Raw genomic sequence first — 18,470 nt, 5'->3', positions numbered from 1 at the left:
CTGTAAAGGTAAAGGAGAATACTTTCATGAGCAATGAAAAGATCCAGGCGGGGCTTGACAAGTACAATGCTACCGTAGAAAAGGCAACGGCGAAGTTCCCGGCGCGTCCCCACATCCCCGAGCAGGGACTCTACACCCCGCTCGATATCAAGGAGACGGACTACGCAGAGGACATCGGCTTCCCCGGTGTCTACCCCTATACCCGTGGCGTTCAGCCGACCATGTATCGCGGGCGCTTCTGGACGATGCGTATGTACGCAGGTTTCTCCACGGCGGAGGAGTCCAACAAGCGTTACCGTTACCTCATCGAGAGCGGCGCAACGGGACTTTCCTGTGCATTTGACCTCCCGACGCAGATTGGCTACGACTCCACGGATGCCATTGCTGAGGGCGAGGTCGGCAAGGTCGGCGTTGCGATCGACTCGCTCGCTGACATGGAGATCCTCTTCGATCAGATCGACCTCGGCAAGGTCTCCACGTCCATGACGATCAACGCTCCCGCGTCCGTCCTCCTCGCGATGTATATCGCAGTGGCGGAGAAGCAGGGCGTCTCGGCGGACAAGCTCAAGGGCACGATCCAGAACGACATCCTGAAGGAGTATGCGGCGCGCGGCACGTACATCTTCCCGCCGCGCCCGTCCATGCGCCTCATCACGAACATCTTTGAATATTGCTCCAAGAACGTCCCGAACTGGAACACGATTTCCATCTCGGGCTACCACATCCGCGAGGCCGGTTCCACGGCATCGCAGGAGATTGCATTCACCATTGCGGACGGCATTGCCTACGTTGAGGCCGCCATCAAGGCAGGTCTCAGCGTCGACGATTTCGCAGGACGCCTCTCCTTCTTCTGGAACGCACACAACAACGTGCTCGAAGAGGTTGCGAAGTTCCGCGCGTCCCGCCGCATCTGGGCAAAGGTCATGAAGGACCGCTTCAAGGCGGAGAAGCCGAAGTCCATGATGCTCCGCGTCCACACGCAGACGGCAGGCTCCATGCTGACCGCACAGCAGCCGAACAACAACATCGTGCGCGTTGCCCTCCAGACTGCAGCAGCGGTCATGGGCGGCACGCAGTCCCTCCACACGAACTCCCGCGACGAGGCGCTTGCGCTTCCGACCGAGGACTCGGTCATGGTCGCCCTCCGCACGCAGCAGATCGTTGCGTACGAGAGCGGACTTGCCGATGTGATTGACCCGCTCGCAGGCTCCTACTACGTCGAGGCGATGACGAACCGCATCGAGGCAGAGGCTTGGGAGTACATCAAGAAGATTGACGATCTCGGCGGCGCTGTTGCGGCGATCGAGAAGGGCTACATCCAGAAGGAGATTCAGGACAGCGCCTACAAGTGGCAGATGGACGTCGAGTCCGGTGCCCGCGTCATCGTCGGTGTCAACAAGTTCCAGGTGGAGGAAGAGGCGCCGAAGAACCTGCTCCGCGTCGACGCATCCGTCGGCGAGAAGCAGAAGGCGAAGGTCGAGGCGATGAAGGCGAAGCGCGACAATGCAGCAGTGCAGGCAGCGCTCGCAGACCTCAAGGCGGCGTGTGGCGACGAGAACGAGAACCTCATGCCGCACATCCTCGCAGCGGTCAAGACCTATGCAACACTCGGCGAGATCTGCGGCGTCATGCGCGAGGTCTTCGGCGAGTACGAGGCACACGTCAACCTGTAAGAACGGGGTTCGGAAACGATTAGGTGAATGCAATGGGGGCGCGCCGCAGCGCAGACTGCGGCAGTCCCGTTCAGGAGGAATATCAAAATGGCAGAGAAAATCAGAGTGCTCGTTGCAAAGCCGGGTCTGGATGGTCATGATCGCGGCGCAAAGGTTGTTGCCCGCGCCCTGCGCGATGCAGGCTTCGAGGTTGTCTACACGGGGCTGCGTCAGACCCCCGAGGAGATCGCTGAGGCGGCTCTGCAGGAGGACGTGAACGTCGTTGCGATGAGCATTCTTTCGGGTGCGCATCCGCATCTCTTCCCGAAGGTTGTGAATCTCCTGCGTGAGAAGGGCATGAACGACGTGCTCGTCATCGGCGGCGGCGTCATCCCCGAGGGCGACATTCCCGCTCTCAAGGATGCGGGCGTTGCCGCAGTATTTACCCCCGGCACACCGACCGGCGAAGTAGTTGACTTCATCAAGGAACATGTGGCGTAAAACGCTGCTTTGAAAGGATGGATGACAGGCAGAGGGACTTCCGTCTGTCGTCCATTCGTTTGTTTCCTGTGGAGCGACTGCGCGAAGGAGGTGGGCGCATGGATATTGCAGCCGAAGTGCTGAAGGGCAACCGCCTCGCGCTCTCGCGCGCCATCACGGCGATCGAGAACGAGCGGGCGAATGCAACCGACATCATGAAAGCGCTCTATCCGCATACGGGACATGCCTATGTTCTCGGCATTACCGGCCCTCCGGGTGCGGGCAAAAGCACCATGACGGACAAGATTGCCAAGGAATACCGCAAGCGCGGGAAAACCGTCGGCATCATCGCCGTCGACCCTACGAGCCCCTTTTCCGGCGGTGCGATCCTCGGCGATCGCATTCGTATGAATGACCTGACCCTCGACGAGGGTGTCTTTATCCGCAGCATGGGAACGCGCGGCAGCCTCGGCGGCCTCTCGCACAAGACTGCGGACGCAGTGAAGGTCATGGATGCGTTCGGCAAGGACATCATCTTTGTCGAGACCGTCGGTGTCGGGCAATCCGAGGTGGATATCGTGCGGGCGGCGGACACTACCATGGTTGTACTGATTCCGGGCATGGGCGACGACATCCAGGCAATCAAGGCGGGCATCCTTGAGATTGGCGACGTGTTCGCGATCAACAAGTCCGATCTTGACGGCGCGGATAAGCTCGTCCGTGAGATCAATATGATGCTGGATCTGGACGATCATATGTCGGACTGGCGTCCGCCGATCCGTAAGGTCGTCGCGAATCGCGGCGAAGGGATCGCGGAGCTGGTTGACACCATCGAGGAACACCGTGCCCACATTGAAGGCAACGGCGTCCTCACAGAGCGGCGCACACGCCGCACACGCGATGAGATGCTGGATATCCTGCACGCAGGCGTCCGCCGTCACATCGAGCACCGCATTGTCGATACGGGCAGGCTCGACGACTATGTGGCGCAGATCAAGGCGCATGAGACCGACCCCTACACAGTAGTGGGCGATGTCATGGCCGAAATGTTATCGTAACGTGGGAATCTGCCGCGCGGCAATTCCCCAAGGAGGAAGTACCAATGTTCAAGGTTCTGGCAGTGGATCATATCGGCGTTGCCGTGAAAGATCTCGAAGAGGGGAAGAATTTCTGGTCGGATATCATCGGCATCCCCTGCACGAATCAGGAGACCGTCGCAGAGCAGAAGGTCACGACGACGTTCCACCCGACGCCGAACGGCAGCGAGATTGAGCTGCTCATCGGCACGGCGGACGACAGCCCAATCACGAAATATATTGAGAAGAAGGGCGAGGGCATCCAGCACATCGCTCTGCGCGTTGACAACATCGAGAACGCAATCGCCGACCTCATGGCGAAGGGCGTCAAGATGATCGACGAGAAGCCGCGTATCGGTGCGGGCGGCGCGAAGATCGCGTTCCTCCATCCGAAATCGACGAAGGGCGTTCTCCTCGAGATTTGTGAGCACGAGGATCGCTGAGCGAACTCTTCTTTAACACAAAGCCGCAGGGCGCTTCATTCCGGCGCCCTGCAGGTAAATATACAGGAGGGATATGATGTCCACAGTCCAGGAAAAAATTGAGCTCATGCTTGAGAAGAAAGAACATCTCATGCAGGGCGGCGGTGCCAAGAGCATCGAGAAGCAGCACAGCAAGGGCAAGCTCACCGCGCGTGAGCGCCTGAACCTGCTCTTCGATGAGGACACCTTCGTCGAGCTGGATATGTTCGTTCGCCATCGCTGCACGAACTTCGGTCAGGACAAGAAGGAGCTGCCGGGCGAGGGCGTTGTGACGGGTTACGGCACGGTCAACGGTCGTCTTGTCTACGCATTCGCGCAGGACTTCACGGTCGAGGGCGGCTCGCTCGGTGAGAAGCATGCACACAAGATCTGGAAGGTCATGGATCTTGCGATGAAGATGGGCGCACCCTGCATCGGCATCAACGATTCGGGCGGCGCGCGCATCCAGGAGGCAGTTGACGCACTCTCGGGCTACGGCGGCATCTTCTACCGCAACACGAAGTCCTCGGGTGTCATCCCGCAGATCTCCGTCATCATGGGACCCTGCGCTGGCGGCGCGGTCTACAGCCCGGCGCTCACGGACTTCATCTTCATGGTGAAGAACACGAGCCAGATGTTCATCACGGGTCCGGCCGTCATCAAGTCCGTTACGGCGGAGGAGGTTACGGCGGAGGAGCTCGGCGGTGCGATGACGCACAACAGCCGCTCCGGTGTTGCACATTTTGCAGCGGAGAACGATGAGGACTGCATTGATCAGATCCGCTATCTGCTCTCCTTCCTCCCGAGCAACAACATGGAGGAAACACCACGCGTGGAGACGGGCGATGACCCGAACCGTCAGGACGAGAGCCTCAATACGCTCATCCCTGACAATCCGAATGCGCCGTACGACATGAAGGATGTCATCCGCAGCCTCGTCGACAACGGCGAGTTCTACGAGGTGCACCAGCATTTCGCGACAAATATCATCTGCTGCTTCGCACGCTTTGACGGCCGCACGGTTGGCATCATTGCGAACGAGCCGAACGTCATGGCAGGCTGCCTTGATGTCGATGCGTCCAACAAGTCGGCGCGCTTCATCCGCTTCTGCGATGCGTTCAACATTCCGCTCGTCAACCTCGTCGACGTGCCGGGCTTCCTGCCGGGTGTCGATCAGGAGTACAGCGGCATCATCCGCCACGGTGCAAAGATGCTGTATGCATACAGCGAGGCGACAGTGCCGAAGGTCACGGTCATCACGCGCAAGGCGTACGGCGGCTCCTACATCGCAATGTGCAACCGCGAGCTCGGCGCAGATCAGGTCATGGCATGGCCGACGTCTGAGATCGCCGTCATGGGACCTGCGGGTGCTGCCAACATCATCTTCCGCAAGGATCCGGACAAGGATGCGCGCACGGCAGAGTACATCGAGGAGTTCGCGACCCCGTACAAGGCGGCAGAGCGCGGCTACATCGACATGGTTATCACGCCGAGCGAGACGCGCCCGTACATCATCACGGCGCTCAACGCACTCTCGAGCAAGCGTGAGGACAATCCCGCGAAGAAGCACGGGAACATTCCTCTCTAAAGCAGGAGGCAAAATATGGCTACAAATACCGTGGCGCCGGAGATCGTCGCCGCCATCACCGCTGCCGTTCAGTCGGCAATGGGGGGCAAGGTCGTCGCTGTGCGCATCAAGCCCGCAGAGGTCTGGACGCTTGCCAACCGTAGCAACCTTTGAGAATTCCTGCGCACGCAGGTAGTCTGTCGCCGAGAGGGGGCATAAGCGGATGTTGTCCGCGCTCCCCTTGGGAATATAAATGTTGGAGGAATAACACATGAAGAAGTTCAACATCACTGTCAACGGCACTGCTTACGAGGTTGAGGTCGAGGAGGTACGCGCAGGCGGCGCTGCTGCTCCTGCTGCTGCACCGCGTGCTGCGGCTCCCGCTCCCGCACCTTCTGCTGCACCGGCTCCGGCTGCTCCCGCAGCACCGGCAGCTCCCGCTGCTACGGCTGGCGCTGGCGAGCAGTCCGTGGACGCTCCGATGCCCGGCAAGATCATCGAGGTCAAGGTCTCGGTCGGTCAGGCTGTCAAGGCAGGCGACACGCTCCTCATCCTCGAAGCGATGAAGATGCAGAACGAGATCGCTGCGCCTGCTGACGGCACGGTCAAGGCGGTCAACGTCTCCGCAGGCCAGTCGGTCAAGGTGCGCGAGTCCATGGTCATCCTCGGCTAATCGCTGCATAGCATTATCGTTCGATCGGGAGCCCCGCAAGGGGCTCCTTTTTGTTATCCTTGTCAAGGAGAGGCGAAAATGATAAAATAGAGCAATACCACTCATGACAGAAACGATCAGAGGAGGGCTCTATGCGCCTGAACATCCGAATCCTCGACAAATACATCTTTCGGGAGGTCTTTCAGTCCTTCCTCTTTGCAATCTGTGCGTTCTCAGCGGTCTTCATCGGCTCGGGCACGCTCTTTCGCATTGCGCAGTACATTACGGACTACGGCGCATCACTGCCATCGATCATCAAGATTTTCGTGTACAGCCTGCCCGGGGTCGTCATGTGGACGTTCCCCATGTCGATGCTGCTTGCGAGCCTCCTGACGTTCGGGCGTCTCTCGTCCGCGAGCGAGATCACGGCGATGAAGTCCTGCGGCATCGGTTTCGGGCGGATTGCCGCGCCCGCGATCCTGCTCGGCTTTCTCGTGAGCGTCGGCGCGATCCTCTTCAACGAGCACATTGTGCCGCGTGCGAACACGGCGTACCGCAACGTCATTTACTATGAGATTGAAGGCAATTCGGGCATGAAGTCGCAGGAGCATCTCATCATCAAGGAGATCGAGGACGGCGCGATCCAGCGGCTCGTGTATGCGCGTTCCTACGATGCGGAGCAGCAGCGCCTCACGGGCGTGAGTCTGCAGGTGTTCGGCGCGGACGGCAAGGTCACGTATGTCGAGAATGCGGAGTACGCGGAGTGGACGGGTTCGGAGTGGATCATGCACAAGGGCGATGTCTATGAGATCGCGGACGAACATCTCGAGCGTCGCATGCGCTTTGAGACGCAGGTGCTGCCCATTCAGAAAGACCCGCGTCAAATCATAAGCGAACAGAAAAAACCAGAGGAGATGACGATGCGTGAGCTGCGTGAGCAGATTGCACTCATGCAGACCCAGTATGTCAATACCTCGAAGCTCGAGACGGAGCTCTATCAGCGCGTCTCAATTCCGATGGCGAGCCTCATCTTCACGCTGATCGGCGTGCCGCTCGGCCTCCAGCCGACGCGCAACTCCTCGTCGGCGGGCTTTGCGATGAGCGTGATCATCATCTTTATCTACTATGCACTCATGACGATGGGCAATGCATTTGCACGTGGTGAAGTACTGCCGGCAATGCTTGCCGTCTGGCTGCCGAATATCGTCGGCATCATCGCGGGGGCGGTTCTGCTGAAGCGTGCCTCACAGTAAAATTTGGAACACGATAGAAAGGGGTGACGCTCATGTACGGTATCACGCTCATCCTCGTTCTCGCGGTTGTCGGCGGCGTCATCGCCTTCATTGGTGATCGCCTAGGGACGCGCATCGGAAAGAAGAAGCTGTCTATTTTTGGGCTGCGCCCACGCCATACGGCAGTGATTGTGACGATTTTTACGGGGATCTGCATCACGACGGTGACGTTCGGCATTCTCGCGGCGGCGTCTGAGAATGTGCGCACGGCGCTCTTCGGCATGGATCGGCTGAATGCGATGATTGCCGATACACGCGCGGCGCTTGACTTCACATCTGGGGAGCTGCAGCAGGCGCAGGAGGCGCAGGCAAAGGCAAGCAGCGATCTCAAGAAGTCTGAGGAGGAGATCGCGCGGCTCGAGGGCGAGCAGTCGGATCTGCGCGCGGAGTCGGATCGGCTGTCGGCAGGCAACCGCGCGCTCATGATGGAGAAAGAGGGGCTCATTTCCATCAACGGGCGGCTCTCGGGCGAAAATGAAACGCTGCTCGCCGACATTCAGGCGCTTGGCGTGCGTGCAAATGAGCTGCGCGAGAACATCCTGAATCTGCGCGAGGGGAACATCACCTATCAGGCGGGCGAGATCATCGCGAGCGGCATCATTCCCGCAGGACTCAGCCACGATGAGGTTGAGCGCGGACTAGCGGGGATTGCGCAGCTCGGCACACGCAACATCTCCGCGCGCCTCGGGGAGAACCATACGGATCAGGACATCTGGATCTATGGGCCGGAGTACGATGCCGCTGTGAAAGCAATCGAGGCGAGTTCCGTCGATATGATCGTGCGGATCGTTGCGGCGGGGAATCTCGTGCGCGGGGATGAGATCCGCGCGTCCATCGAGCTGTACCCGAACCGTGTCATCTATCACGACGGCGAGCTCATCATTGCCCGTGTCTATGCGCCCGAGGGTATGGGGGCGGCTGCGGAGCAGTCGGTCATGTCGTTCCTGCGCGAGGTCAATGCTGCGGCATCGGCAAAGGGCATCCTGCCCGATCCGATTCGCGGAACGGTTGGCGTGATCGAAGGCGCGGAGTTCTACACTCTTGTGCAGGATCTCGCGGGGCAGTCGGGCGCGGTTGTCATCTCCGCCTATGCGGACGGCGATACGGACGCAATGGGGCCTCTGCGGCTGAAATTCAAGATTGAAAGTGAAAACGGGGGCGGCGCATGAGATGTCCCGTCCTTGCGATTGACCCCGGACGCGAGAAATGCGGCGTCGCCGTGCTTGCGGCCGGCGGTAGCATCCTGACGCAGGAGATTGTGGCGACGGCGGCACTTGCCGATGCAGTCGACACGCTCGCGACGGCGCATGATCCGATCATCATCATGGGCAACGGCACGACAAGTACAGAGGCACAGGCGCGCATTGAGGCGCTGGGGCGCACGGTGACGCTCGTCGATGAGTACCGCACGACGGATGCGGCGAAGGCGTTGTACTGGGAGGTACATCCACCGCGCGGATGGCGGCGGATCGTGCCGCGCGGCATGCTTGTGCCGCCCGCGCCTGTGGATGATTTCGTCGCAGTGATCCTCGCGCGGCGATTTTTGAATGAGCAAATTGTTTGATTGACAGAGCACCTGTCCTGCGGTAAGATTACTAGAAGTATGCTTGCAGATCACCTCGATGAAGGAGAGCAATAATTCATGCCCGATAATGTCTTAGCATTTATGATTGCGCTTGGCATGGCGCTCATAATCACGCCCGGTGTCATTGCCTTTGCACGGCGCACGGGAGCGCTCGACAAGCCTGACGCGCGTAAGGTGCACGCGCGCCCGATTCCGCGCATCGGCGGCATCGGGATCTACGCCGCATTCATGGTGTCGATCCTCGTACAGCTCCTCTTTGTCGACCTTACGTCAGAGTTCATGATGAGCCTCATTGGACTCATGGTCGGCGGCACGATCGTCGTCGCAATCGGCATCATCGACGACTACTGCGATCTGCCCGCGAAGGTGAAGCTGCTCGGGCAGATCGTCGCCGCCGCTGTGCTTGTCATCGCGTTTGATGTGCGCATCGACTTCATCACCGACCCGCTTGGCGACTTCATCTATCTGGAATGGTTCGCAATTCCCGCGACAATTTTCTGGGTTGTTGGTCTGACGAATACCGTGAATCTGATCGACGGGCTGGATGGTCTTGCGGCGGGGGTCTCCTCGATTGCCGCGATTACAATTTTTCTCGTCGCAATGGAGGAGGGCATCCCCTTCGTCGCGATGCTGACGGCGGCGCTCGCGGGCGCGGCGGTTGGCTTCCTCTATTACAACTTCAACCCCGCGCGCATCTTCATGGGCGATACGGGGAGCATGTTCCTCGGCTTCATGCTCGCGGGCATCTCCGTCGTCGGCGCAGTCAAGAGCGCTGCGACCATTGCGCTCATCGTGCCGATTCTCGCGCTCGGGCTGCCGATCCTCGACACGACGTTTGCCATCGTGCGGCGCGCGCGCAATCATCGCCCGATCTTCAAGCCGGACAAGGGGCATCTCCATCATCGCCTCCTCGCGCACGGCTTCACACAGAAACAGGCGGTGCTGCTCATGTACGTTGTGAGTGGCCTCTTTGGGCTGTGTGCGCTTGCCCTCACGGCAGTCAGCCCGCAGGCGGCAGCACTCATCATCCTGATTGTCGCGGCGGCGGTTTTCATCGGCGCGCGCAAGCTGGGCATTTTCCGCATGGATGTGCCGCAGAAATAGAACTGAAAAGAAGCCTTTCCGAAGCAGCCCCCCGCAAGGGGCTTCAACCGCAGGATTCAAAATATTTGAGCTAGAAATATAAATTTGGGGATTCCATATCCAGAGAGGAGCAAAGACAGAATGACCGGCAAAATCAAAGTCATGTCGATCTTTGGCACGCGTCCCGAGGCAATCAAGATGGCACCTGTCGTCAGGGCGCTCATGCAGCACACGGACGAGATCGAGACGCGGACGCTCGTCACGGCGCAGCACCGCGAGATGCTCGATCAGGTGCTGCACCTCTTCCACATCGTCCCCGACTATGACCTCAACATCATGGCGGCAGGGCAGACCCTCTTCGACATCACCACGCGTGCGATGATGGGCATCAACGAGGTCTTTCAAAAGGAGAGACCCGACCTCGTGCTCGTCCACGGCGACACGACGACGACATTTGCGGGCGCGCTTGCCGCATACTACCATCAGATCCCCGTCGGTCACGTCGAGGCGGGGCTCAGGACGCATGACATCTATTCGCCGTTCCCCGAGGAGATGAACCGCCGCCTGACGGGTGGGATCGCAACCCTGCATTTCGCACCGACGCCGACCGCAAACGCGAACCTCCTCGCCGAGGGAGTGCCCGAGCGGCGCATCTTCGTCACGGGCAATACGGTCATCGATGCACTGCATCACACCGTACGCCCCGACTATGTGCTTCCCACAGAGTTGGCGGGTGTGGACTTTGCAAATCACCGCGTCCTCCTCGTCACGACACATCGGCGGGAGAACCTCGGTGAGCCGATGCGTCACGTCTACCGTGCGATTCGCAGCATCATCGAGCAGATGGACGATGTGGAGGTCATCTTCCCCGTCCACCGCAACCCAAAGGTGCGCGAGATCGTGCGCGAGGAGCTCGGCGGAATTCCGCGCGTGCACCTCATCGATCCGCTCGACTATGAGCCGTTTGCAAATCTTATGGCGCGTGTTGACATCGTGCTCACGGACTCGGGCGGTATTCAGGAGGAGGCTCCCTCGCTTGGCAAGCCCGTACTCGTGCTGCGTGATACCACAGAGCGCCCCGAGGCAGTCACGGCGGGGACTGTGCGTCTTATCGGTACGGATGAACAGCGCGTCTATGACGAGACCATGCGGCTCCTGACCGAGCCAACCGCCTATACGCATATGGCGGAGGCGGTCAATCCCTACGGCGACGGTAAGGCTAGTCACCGCATCATCGAGGCGATTCTCTATCATGCGGGACACGCACAGACACCGCCGGAACCGTTCGGGGCATAGGGCTTCTTTCGCGTGCGCAGGGAGGGAGAACCGATGGAGCAGAAAAACACACCGCCGTCTGCCAAGGTGGAAGCTCTGCGTGCATTCGGACTTCTCTCGGGCGTCGGCATCTACTTTGTCGTCTTTCTTGGCGTATTTATCTTTCTCGGCAAATGTGCCGACGACTTCCTCGGTACGGGGCGTACCTGTACCATCGTCGGCATCGTCCTCGGCTTCCCCGCCGCGATTTACTCGCTCTATCGGCAGCTGAAGTATTATAAACTTGTGTGAGACGATCTTTTCATTCGAGGGAGGTTTGTCATGGGTGACTTGTTTCGTGAAGTGCAATTGTTCCTCGCCGCTCCGAGCGAGCATAGGGACGAATTTGACGCGAGCGATGCTCTGATCTGGGTGGACTGGGGCGACGAGGATGAGAGTATTCTTTCCTATTTGAATGATGTTCTTCCGGAGGAGGCACAGATCGACTACGAATGTGTGGACTCTGAGACGGAGCGTGGATTTGATATTCTGCTGAAAAAAGATGGAGAGGCACACGCCGTCCCCTATGCGGCAGATGCTGCGGACAGGGATACAACGCTCAAGGCGGCACAGGAATACCTCGCGCCTGCATACGAGATTCGATGGTATATGGGTTCGCTCGGCAGTGATACGCTTGCGTTCACGGTTCTTCCAACAGACGATTGGGAGAAGCTGGAACGGGAGTTTGATGCGGAGCAGGTCGCCTATTATTTCGCACCGATTTACGCAGACAGTCAGATGTTCGAGATGGACGTGGACGAAGTCTTTGATCTGCTGGAGCAGAGAAAACAATAGTACAGATAAACGAACACAACCGCCCCGCAGGGTTGAACCTTGCGGGGCGGTTTCGTGTGTATCTTTATTTTTTCTCCGTCATCGCAGCTGCAAGCGCTGCGCCGAGGGCAGAGCCGGCGTTTTCGAGGATGATCTTGACGTTGACCGCCTCGTCCAAGAGGAGGGTGTCGAGCGCACCACGCAGGTGATGTGAGACGAGCGGGACTTTCTCATAGACGGAGCCGTCGACGGCGACAAACTGGTTCTCGAACTCGTTCTCACCCATGCGGTGCTGGATGATGGCGACGTACGTCGCCGCAACGATACGTGCAGAGCGGACGATGACGGCGGTCGCAAGCTCCTGCAGCAGGGCGCGCTCGGCGGCGGTGAAGGTCATGCCCGTCTTTGCCTCGATGACCGCACCTGCCGCATGGCGGTCGAGGTAGGCATCGGTGATGATCTCGGAGAGCTCGATGCTCGAAAACGGATAGACTCCGTCCGCACCGAGGAGATCTGCAAGTGCCGCACCGTAGAGTGTCCCGAGGTAGCGTCCCGACACCATCTTTTCCAGACGCTGTGCGCCGGGCTGCTCGGATTCCCGATCCAGAATATCGTCGTATTTGGAGAAGGGCAGATGTCCAAAGCCGCCCGACTCCATGTTGATGACGGTCGGCGTCTCACTGCCGTCTGCGAACTCCTCGTAGTAGCAGGTGTTCTGCCCCGTGGCATAGATCGATCCGATGTAGGTGTGCTCGTGCTTGTACGCCGCTGCGAGCAGCACTGCAACCGTATCGTTGATGACAGCGACGGGGGTGACATTTGTCATGCCGCGCCGTGCGAGTGCCTCCTTGAGCAGGTCGTTGACGACCTTGCCCTCGACTCCCTGCGTGGCGAACTCCTTCGTCCAGACGATGAGCTTCGCGTTGTAGAGGTCGGTCTGCTGTGAGGGGAAGGAGAAGGTATGTCCAAGGAGGTATTTCGTCTCCCGATTTCCGTCGATTGCTTCGTCGATGATGGCGGCGAGGAAGTCAAACATCTCCTCCGCCGTCGCATCTGCACTGACGTAGTCATAGACACCTGGGAGGGTGAGCGGCTTTGCAACCTTGCTCAGCACCTCGTATTCGCCGCCGCCCTTGAGGAGGATGCGCAGGGCGCGGACGTTCGTGCCGCCGAAGTCGAGCGCAAGGAAGGAGCCGTGCTCCTTGCCGCTTGGAAGCCCTGCATAGGAGCGGAGCATACGGAGTGTTGCACCCTCTTTGCCCGCGAGCCCCGCGCACATATCGGCGCGGAAATCATCGGCGATCTTGCGGAGCGCATCGTCATCTATGGTGAAGGCTGCCTTTATCTCGTCAAATTTTTCACGATCAAATCCCATGGTAACTCCTCCCAACCAAAGTAGTTTTTGTGTGATGAACTTGGATCGTACGAACCTGTTTGCGCAACGAGGTGTTCGCGTGGGGCTTGTACTGACCTAAATCTGTTTAACAAAAGTGATCGAGCATCGCCCCAACGCTCGGGAACACCTGCTTTGCCTGTGCCTGAATCTCGGGGCGCGCCGTGGTGAGCGAGTAACCATCCCATGCCTTCAGCATGGGCAGGTCGTTCGTCTCGTCACCGATGGCGAATACCTCTGCGCCGTTCCAGCCCATGACAGAGAGGAGCTTCTTGATGCCCTCGTCTTTGCTGATGCCGGCGGGCGTGATGTCAAGGCTGCACGCGTTCGGGAATGCGTGAATCTTATCCCCTAGTTTTGCGTTCAGCACGGCGGCACATTCATCGGACAGGGCAGGCTCATGAAAGCCGAGCGAGAACTGCTGAATCCCAGTCAGCCCTCCGATGTCGGCTTCCGTGATATAGACGATGGGGAAGTCCCAGTCCTTTGCTTCGCGCTCGATCCACGAGCCCTCGGAGTGGTGGCAGAGGTAGGTCACATCTGCTGCAGAGAAGGCGAAGTGGAACGACTTCTGTGCGCTCGGCTCCGACGCAATCGCCGTGAGCGCGCGAGGATCAATCTCCGCCTGAAATCGTACGGATGCATCCGCACCCCGTATGATGCCGCCGTTGTTGCAGACGGTGTAGTCAAACTCTACGCCGTACGCAATGAGCTGGGGGACGAGCATCCCGTAGTCGCGCCCCGAGATGACGCCGAACTTATGCCCTGCGGCGCGCCAGCGGGCGATGCCCTCCTTCGTCTCTGCGTCGATTTTGCCGCCCCTGAGGAGCGTGCCATCGTAGTCGCTTGCCGCTACCTTCATTTTACTTCCTCCTCATAGACAACCGCCTCGAGCGGACGGAGTGTATTTTTCGGTGCATCTGTATAGCTGCCGATGAGTCGCACTCCCTTTAGGAATCCTGCGGGCAGCTGCGCCTCCTCCAGAGAGAAATTGACCGCTGTAACGATGCGGCGCGTACCCTCCGTGCGGGAGAATGCGTAGATCTGCTCATTGTCCGCGAGCAGTTCCTCATAGACGCCGCTGAGCAGTACGGGGTTCGTCTTGCGCAGACGAATGATTTGCTTGTAATAGGAGAGGACGGAATCCGCATCCTTTTCCTCAGCCGCCGCATTGATTTCGCGGTAGTTTTCGTTTGTGGGCAGCCACGGCGTTCCCGTTGTAAAGCCCGCATGTTCCGATGTGTTCCACTGCATCGGCGTACGTGCATTGTCACGGCTGTTGAAGTGGACAAAGGAAAGTGCCTCTGCGGGGCTGAATCCTTCCTTGAGCGCAAGCTCGTACTGCCCGTGGGAGGAGATATCATCATAAGCTTTGATGCTGTTCCACTTGACATTGCTCATGCCGAGCTCTTCGCCCTCGTAGATGAAGGGCGTGCCGCGCAGGGTCATGAGGACGGTTGCGAGTGCCTTTGCGGCAAGGCGCGTATCGCCGCCATTGGGGAAGAAGTAATTGACGGAGCGTGCGCGGTCATGGTTCTCGAAGTAGATCGGGTACCAGCCCTCCTTGGCGACGCCCGCCTGACTTGCCGAGAGTGCTCTCTTGAGCTTTGTAAGCGACCACGGGATCATCTTCGACCAGCATTCGCCGCCCTCGTATGGAACGAGGACGTGGGCAAACTCGAACAACATGGAGAACACGCCGTTCTCGCCGACCCAGTCGGGGAGCTCTGCGACCGAGACACCGTTTGCCTCGCCGACGGTGAAGATGTCGTGTCCGTCAAAGACCTCTCTGCGGAACTCATGGAGGAAGTCGAGGATGCCGGGCGTGTTCGCCGTCATATCGTGGACGCTCACCATGCCGTCCGCCGCATCGGGTGTGCCGTCGGCGAAGACGGCGGGTTTCTTGATGTAGGTGATCGCGTCGATGCGGAAGCCGCCGACGCCCTTGTCGAGCCAGAAGTTCGCCGCCGCAAAGAGGGCTGCGCGCACCTCGGGATTCTCCCAGTTGAGGTCAGGCTGCGCCTCGGCAAAGGTGTGGAGGTAGTACTGCCCGCGTTCCGCGCAGTATGTCCATGCGGAGCCGCCGAAGATGCCGCGCCAGTTCGTCGGTGCACTGCCGTCGGATTTGCCGTCGCGCCAGATGTACCAGTCACTCTTTGGATTGTTGCGGCTGGACTTCGACTCGATGAACCACGGATGCTGATCGGAGCTGTGGTTGTAGACGAGATCCATGACGATGCGCATATCGCGCTTCTTTGCCTCGGCGATCAGTTCCTCCATGTCGGCGAGCGTGCCGAAATCGGGGTTGATGCCCGTGTAGTCGCTGATGTCATAGCCATTGTCGACCATGGGTGAGGGATAGACGGGCGTGAGCCAGAGTGCGCCCGCGCCGAGGTCTTTCAGATAGTCGAGTTTTGCCGTAATGCCGCGCAGATCGCCCGTCCCGCTCCCCGTCGTGTCGTTGAAGCTCTTCGGGTAGATCTGGTAGACGGCGGTGTTCTGCCACCATCTTGTTGGTTTCATTGGTGTTGCCTTTCGTATATTGATGTGCTTGTATGCCTAGATGGAGGTTGTGCATCGTGCGATGCTCCTAAGCAAACCCTAGTGGAGCAAGCGGAGAAAAGTGTGCGTTCTGGCCCCCTGCGGATTTCTTTCGTTCAAGCGAAGCGCGTTTAAGAAGTCCGCAGGTATTTAGGCAGATAAGCACACGACCGTTTGCGTGGAGTTCGCACACGCACGATCAAATCACATTTAGAACGTCAGCACAAAGGTCTCGCCCGCTTTTGCGTCCATATCCGTCATCTTCTTCATAAGCGGGTACTCGGCGGAGTTCGTCACCGCCATGATGACGGTGTCCTGATAGCCCGCCGCATGAATCACATCGCGGTCGAACTTCACGAGCGGTGCACCCGCCTTTACGCGGTCACCCATCTTGACGAGGAGGTCGAAGCCCTTGCCCTCGAGTTTCACCGTGTCCACGCCGATGTGGATGAGGAGTTCCGCGCCGTTGTCCATACGGAGACCCACTGCATGACGGCTGTCCTCCATGACCATCGTGACCTCGGCGTCAGCAGGAGCGACAACGATGCCCTCGGTTGGCTCGACTGCAACGCCGTCGCCCATCATCTTCTGCGAGAACATCTCGTCCTTGACCTCGCTCATGTCGATTACATGACCCGTCGTGACTGCCGTGACGGCAAAGGATTTCTCCGTGCCGACCGCGACCTCGTCCACATCGGAGGCGGGTGCAGTCATGAGCGCCTCGAAGCGCTCGCGGATCTGCGGGACGGAGAGACCGACAATAACCTGGAATGCGTGACCGTTGCGGACAAGACCATGTGCGCCCGCCTCGGTGAATGCACCCGTCGGAGCGACGAGTTCGGGATCGTTGACCGTGACGCGCAGACGCGTTGCGCAGTTCGTTACGTCCTTGATGTTTGCCGCGCCGCCGAGACCGTCGAGGAAGGCGCGCGCCTTGACATCGCGCTCATCGAGCTTCATGCCGGGAGCGGCTGCCGCAGCACCTGCTGCACCCGCCTGTTTTGCCTTGTAGTCCGCCTTGGTAAAGAGCTTGTCCTGCACATCGTCGTCCGTGCGTCCCGGTGTCTTGTAGTCCTTGAGCAGGATGACCCAGCGGAAGACGAAGAAGTAGATGGCGGTGAAGCAGAGACCGACGCCGATCTGCGTGAGGTATGTCGCATAGTGATACGGGAAGAGGGGAATCCAGTTCTGAACGAAGCAGTCGATGAGACCGCCGCCGAAGTTGCCCGAGAGTCCGATCGCATAGAGTGTTGCGGAGAGCGCCGCCGAGAGAGCAGCGTGCAGGAGATAGAGAAGCGGTGCGACAAAGAGGAAGGTGAACTCGAGCGGCTCAGTGATGCCGCAGAGCACTGCCGTGATCGTTGCGGGGATGAGGAGCGCTGCCGTCTTCTTGCGCTTTTCGGGCTTTGCGCACATGTAGATCGCGAGTGCTGCGCCCGGCAGACCGAAGACCTTGCCGCTGCCGTGGAGGGCAAAGCCGCCCTCGGGGAAGAGCTCACGGAGCGACTGTCCGCTGACCATAAAGTCGTTGATATGTCCGAGCCAGTATGCCTGAATGCCGCCGTCGACGACCGCAGGGCCGAAGATGAACGGGAGATAGATGAAGTGATGCAGACCCGCCGGCAGGAGCATTTTCTCCGAGAAGGTGTATGCCCAGACGCCGATGATGCCGCTGGTCTTGAGGAAGAACTGGAACTGCTCGATGGCGTGCTGTACCGCCGGCCAGACGATGCAGAAGAGAAGTGCCATCGGGATCATAACGACGAAGCCGATCGCCACGACGAACGCGGGACCTTTGAAGATGCCGAGCCAGTCGGGGATGTTCGTGTCATAGAAGTGGTTGTGCAGGAACGCCGTGCAGCAGGCGATGAAGATCGCGCCGAGCATGCCCATGTCAAGCGTCTTGACGTTCGCGATCATCGCGAGCCCTGTGCCGGGTCCTGCCGGCTGGCTGTAGTCCACGCCAAATGCGCTGCCGTGGAGCGTGAGGAATGCGGAGATGAAGTAGTTGAACAGCATATAGATGACGAATGATTCCATCGCACAGCGCGCGGGTTCTTTCTTCGCAAAGCCGATGGGAACGGCAATGGCGAAGAGTATAGGCATCTGTGCGAACACCGTCCATGCGCCCTGTTCGACGACGAACCAGAAATCATACCAGAGTGTGCCCTGCGCGGCGATGCTGCCGAGCAGTCCCTCGTTCTTGCAGACGATGGACACCGCCACCGTCAGACCGAAGAATGCAAACAGGATGACGGGCGTATACATCGCGCCGCCGAACCGCTGCATGTTTTGCATGATGACATCCTTACTGAGTGCCATGTGCGTTCCTCCTTATCCCAAAACCAAACCCCTACGGCGGGGAAGCTCCGCGCCTCCCGAGAATGAAACTGAAACTAATATGAAATCCACTGTCCCAAAGATAGCGCAAAAATGCCGCGAACGCAATAGGTTCGCGGCATTCGGGCAGAATGTACGGGGATGGTATCAAAGTACACAGGATGAAATTTGTTACACGGCGTCAATGTGTCAGAGATACCCCACGCGAACGCTTAGTTACGCAAATGGTCGCGTGCTCGTCCGCCTAAATACCTGCGGAC

At 59.1% G+C, this 18,470-nt stretch carries 18 protein-coding genes; 14 read left to right on the top strand and 4 right to left on the bottom strand.

Annotated elements, in window-relative coordinates; all coding sequences use genetic code 11:
• Window positions 1–26 precede the first annotated feature (26 nt).
• The 14 genes from HMPREF9163_RS08615 (at window position 27) to HMPREF9163_RS08550 (ending at window position 11,957) form a co-directional block, all read left to right on the top strand.
• Window positions 27–1,673 (top strand): methylmalonyl-CoA mutase, encoded by a 1,647-nt coding sequence (locus HMPREF9163_RS08615; protein WP_009441357.1) that lies wholly within the window; start codon window positions 27–29, stop codon window positions 1,671–1,673.
• 87 nt (window positions 1,674–1,760) lie between these two features.
• Window positions 1,761–2,153: a cobalamin B12-binding domain-containing protein gene (locus HMPREF9163_RS08610; RefSeq protein WP_006692994.1), complete on the top strand. Its 393-nt coding sequence runs from the start codon at window positions 1,761–1,763 to the stop codon at window positions 2,151–2,153.
• 98 nt (window positions 2,154–2,251) lie between these two features.
• Window positions 2,252–3,190 (top strand): methylmalonyl Co-A mutase-associated GTPase MeaB, encoded by a 939-nt coding sequence (gene meaB / locus HMPREF9163_RS08605; RefSeq protein WP_037346715.1) that lies wholly within the window; start codon window positions 2,252–2,254, stop codon window positions 3,188–3,190.
• Between the two features lie 44 nt (window positions 3,191–3,234).
• A complete protein-coding gene (gene mce, locus HMPREF9163_RS08600; RefSeq protein ID WP_009441354.1) occupies window positions 3,235–3,651 on the top strand; it encodes a methylmalonyl-CoA epimerase in 417 nt (138 codons plus the stop codon).
• A gap of 76 nt (window positions 3,652–3,727) precedes the next feature.
• Window positions 3,728–5,257: an acyl-CoA carboxylase subunit beta gene (locus tag HMPREF9163_RS08595; RefSeq protein WP_037346712.1), complete on the top strand. Its 1,530-nt coding sequence runs from the start codon at window positions 3,728–3,730 to the stop codon at window positions 5,255–5,257.
• Window positions 5,258–5,272: 15 nt separating this feature from the next.
• A complete protein-coding gene (locus HMPREF9163_RS12195) occupies window positions 5,273–5,410 on the top strand; it encodes a hypothetical protein (protein WP_009441352.1) in 138 nt (45 codons plus the stop codon).
• Between the two features lie 97 nt (window positions 5,411–5,507).
• Window positions 5,508–5,909 (top strand): biotin/lipoyl-containing protein, encoded by a 402-nt coding sequence (locus HMPREF9163_RS08585; protein ID WP_009441351.1) that lies wholly within the window; start codon window positions 5,508–5,510, stop codon window positions 5,907–5,909.
• Window positions 5,910–6,040: 131 nt separating this feature from the next.
• A complete protein-coding gene (locus tag HMPREF9163_RS08580; protein WP_009441350.1) occupies window positions 6,041–7,141 on the top strand; it encodes an LptF/LptG family permease in 1,101 nt (366 codons plus the stop codon).
• A gap of 32 nt (window positions 7,142–7,173) precedes the next feature.
• Window positions 7,174–8,349 (top strand): DUF3084 domain-containing protein, encoded by a 1,176-nt coding sequence (locus HMPREF9163_RS08575; RefSeq protein WP_009441349.1) that lies wholly within the window; start codon window positions 7,174–7,176, stop codon window positions 8,347–8,349.
• Window positions 8,346–8,744 carry a hypothetical protein gene (locus tag HMPREF9163_RS08570; RefSeq protein ID WP_009441348.1) on the top strand — a complete coding sequence of 133 codons (399 nt, stop codon included), beginning with the start codon at window positions 8,346–8,348 and terminating at the stop codon, window positions 8,742–8,744. Before HMPREF9163_RS08575 ends, HMPREF9163_RS08570 begins: the two co-directional genes overlap by 4 nt.
• 78 nt (window positions 8,745–8,822) lie before the next feature.
• Window positions 8,823–9,869, top strand: a complete 1,047-nt coding sequence (locus tag HMPREF9163_RS08565) for a glycosyltransferase family 4 protein (protein WP_009441347.1) — start codon at window positions 8,823–8,825, stop codon at window positions 9,867–9,869.
• A 120-nt stretch (window positions 9,870–9,989) separates the two neighbouring features.
• Window positions 9,990–11,144, top strand: a complete 1,155-nt coding sequence (wecB, locus tag HMPREF9163_RS08560; protein WP_009441346.1) for a non-hydrolyzing UDP-N-acetylglucosamine 2-epimerase — start codon at window positions 9,990–9,992, stop codon at window positions 11,142–11,144.
• Between the two features lie 33 nt (window positions 11,145–11,177).
• The gene (locus HMPREF9163_RS08555) at window positions 11,178–11,414 is read left to right on the top strand and encodes an AtpZ/AtpI family protein (RefSeq protein ID WP_009441345.1); all 237 of its coding nucleotides are present in this window, start codon (window positions 11,178–11,180) and stop codon (window positions 11,412–11,414) included.
• A 30-nt stretch (window positions 11,415–11,444) separates the two neighbouring features.
• Entirely contained in the window at window positions 11,445–11,957 is a 513-nt protein-coding gene (locus HMPREF9163_RS08550; protein WP_009441344.1) for a hypothetical protein, read from the top strand.
• 64 nt (window positions 11,958–12,021) lie between these two features.
• Here the strand turns inward: HMPREF9163_RS08550 and HMPREF9163_RS08545 are convergent, their stop codons facing one another.
• The 4 genes from HMPREF9163_RS08545 to HMPREF9163_RS08530 all read right to left on the bottom strand — a co-directional run bounded on the left by HMPREF9163_RS08545 (window position 12,022) and on the right by HMPREF9163_RS08530 (window position 18,192).
• A complete protein-coding gene (locus HMPREF9163_RS08545) occupies window positions 12,022–13,311 on the bottom strand; it encodes a hexokinase (protein ID WP_009441343.1) in 1,290 nt (429 codons plus the stop codon).
• A 106-nt stretch (window positions 13,312–13,417) separates the two neighbouring features.
• Window positions 13,418–14,191, bottom strand: a complete 774-nt coding sequence (locus tag HMPREF9163_RS08540; RefSeq protein ID WP_009441342.1) for an HAD-IIB family hydrolase — start codon at window positions 14,189–14,191, stop codon at window positions 13,418–13,420.
• Window positions 14,188–15,852: an alpha-glucosidase gene (locus HMPREF9163_RS08535; protein ID WP_009441341.1), complete on the bottom strand. Its 1,665-nt coding sequence runs from the start codon at window positions 15,850–15,852 to the stop codon at window positions 14,188–14,190. Before HMPREF9163_RS08535 ends, HMPREF9163_RS08540 begins: the two co-directional genes overlap by 4 nt.
• A gap of 228 nt (window positions 15,853–16,080) precedes the next feature.
• Window positions 16,081–18,192: an alpha-glucoside-specific PTS transporter subunit IIBC gene (locus HMPREF9163_RS08530; RefSeq protein ID WP_009441340.1), complete on the bottom strand. Its 2,112-nt coding sequence runs from the start codon at window positions 18,190–18,192 to the stop codon at window positions 16,081–16,083.
• Between the last annotated feature and the right edge of the window lie 278 nt (window positions 18,193–18,470).

It is taken from the genome of Selenomonas sp. oral taxon 138 str. F0429, from assembly GCF_000318175.2.
Taxonomy (GTDB): domain Bacteria; phylum Bacillota; class Negativicutes; order Selenomonadales; family Selenomonadaceae; genus Centipeda; species Centipeda timonae.
The sequence above is the reverse complement of the archived record's forward strand: the minus strand, read 5'-3'. Positions and strand labels throughout refer to the sequence as shown.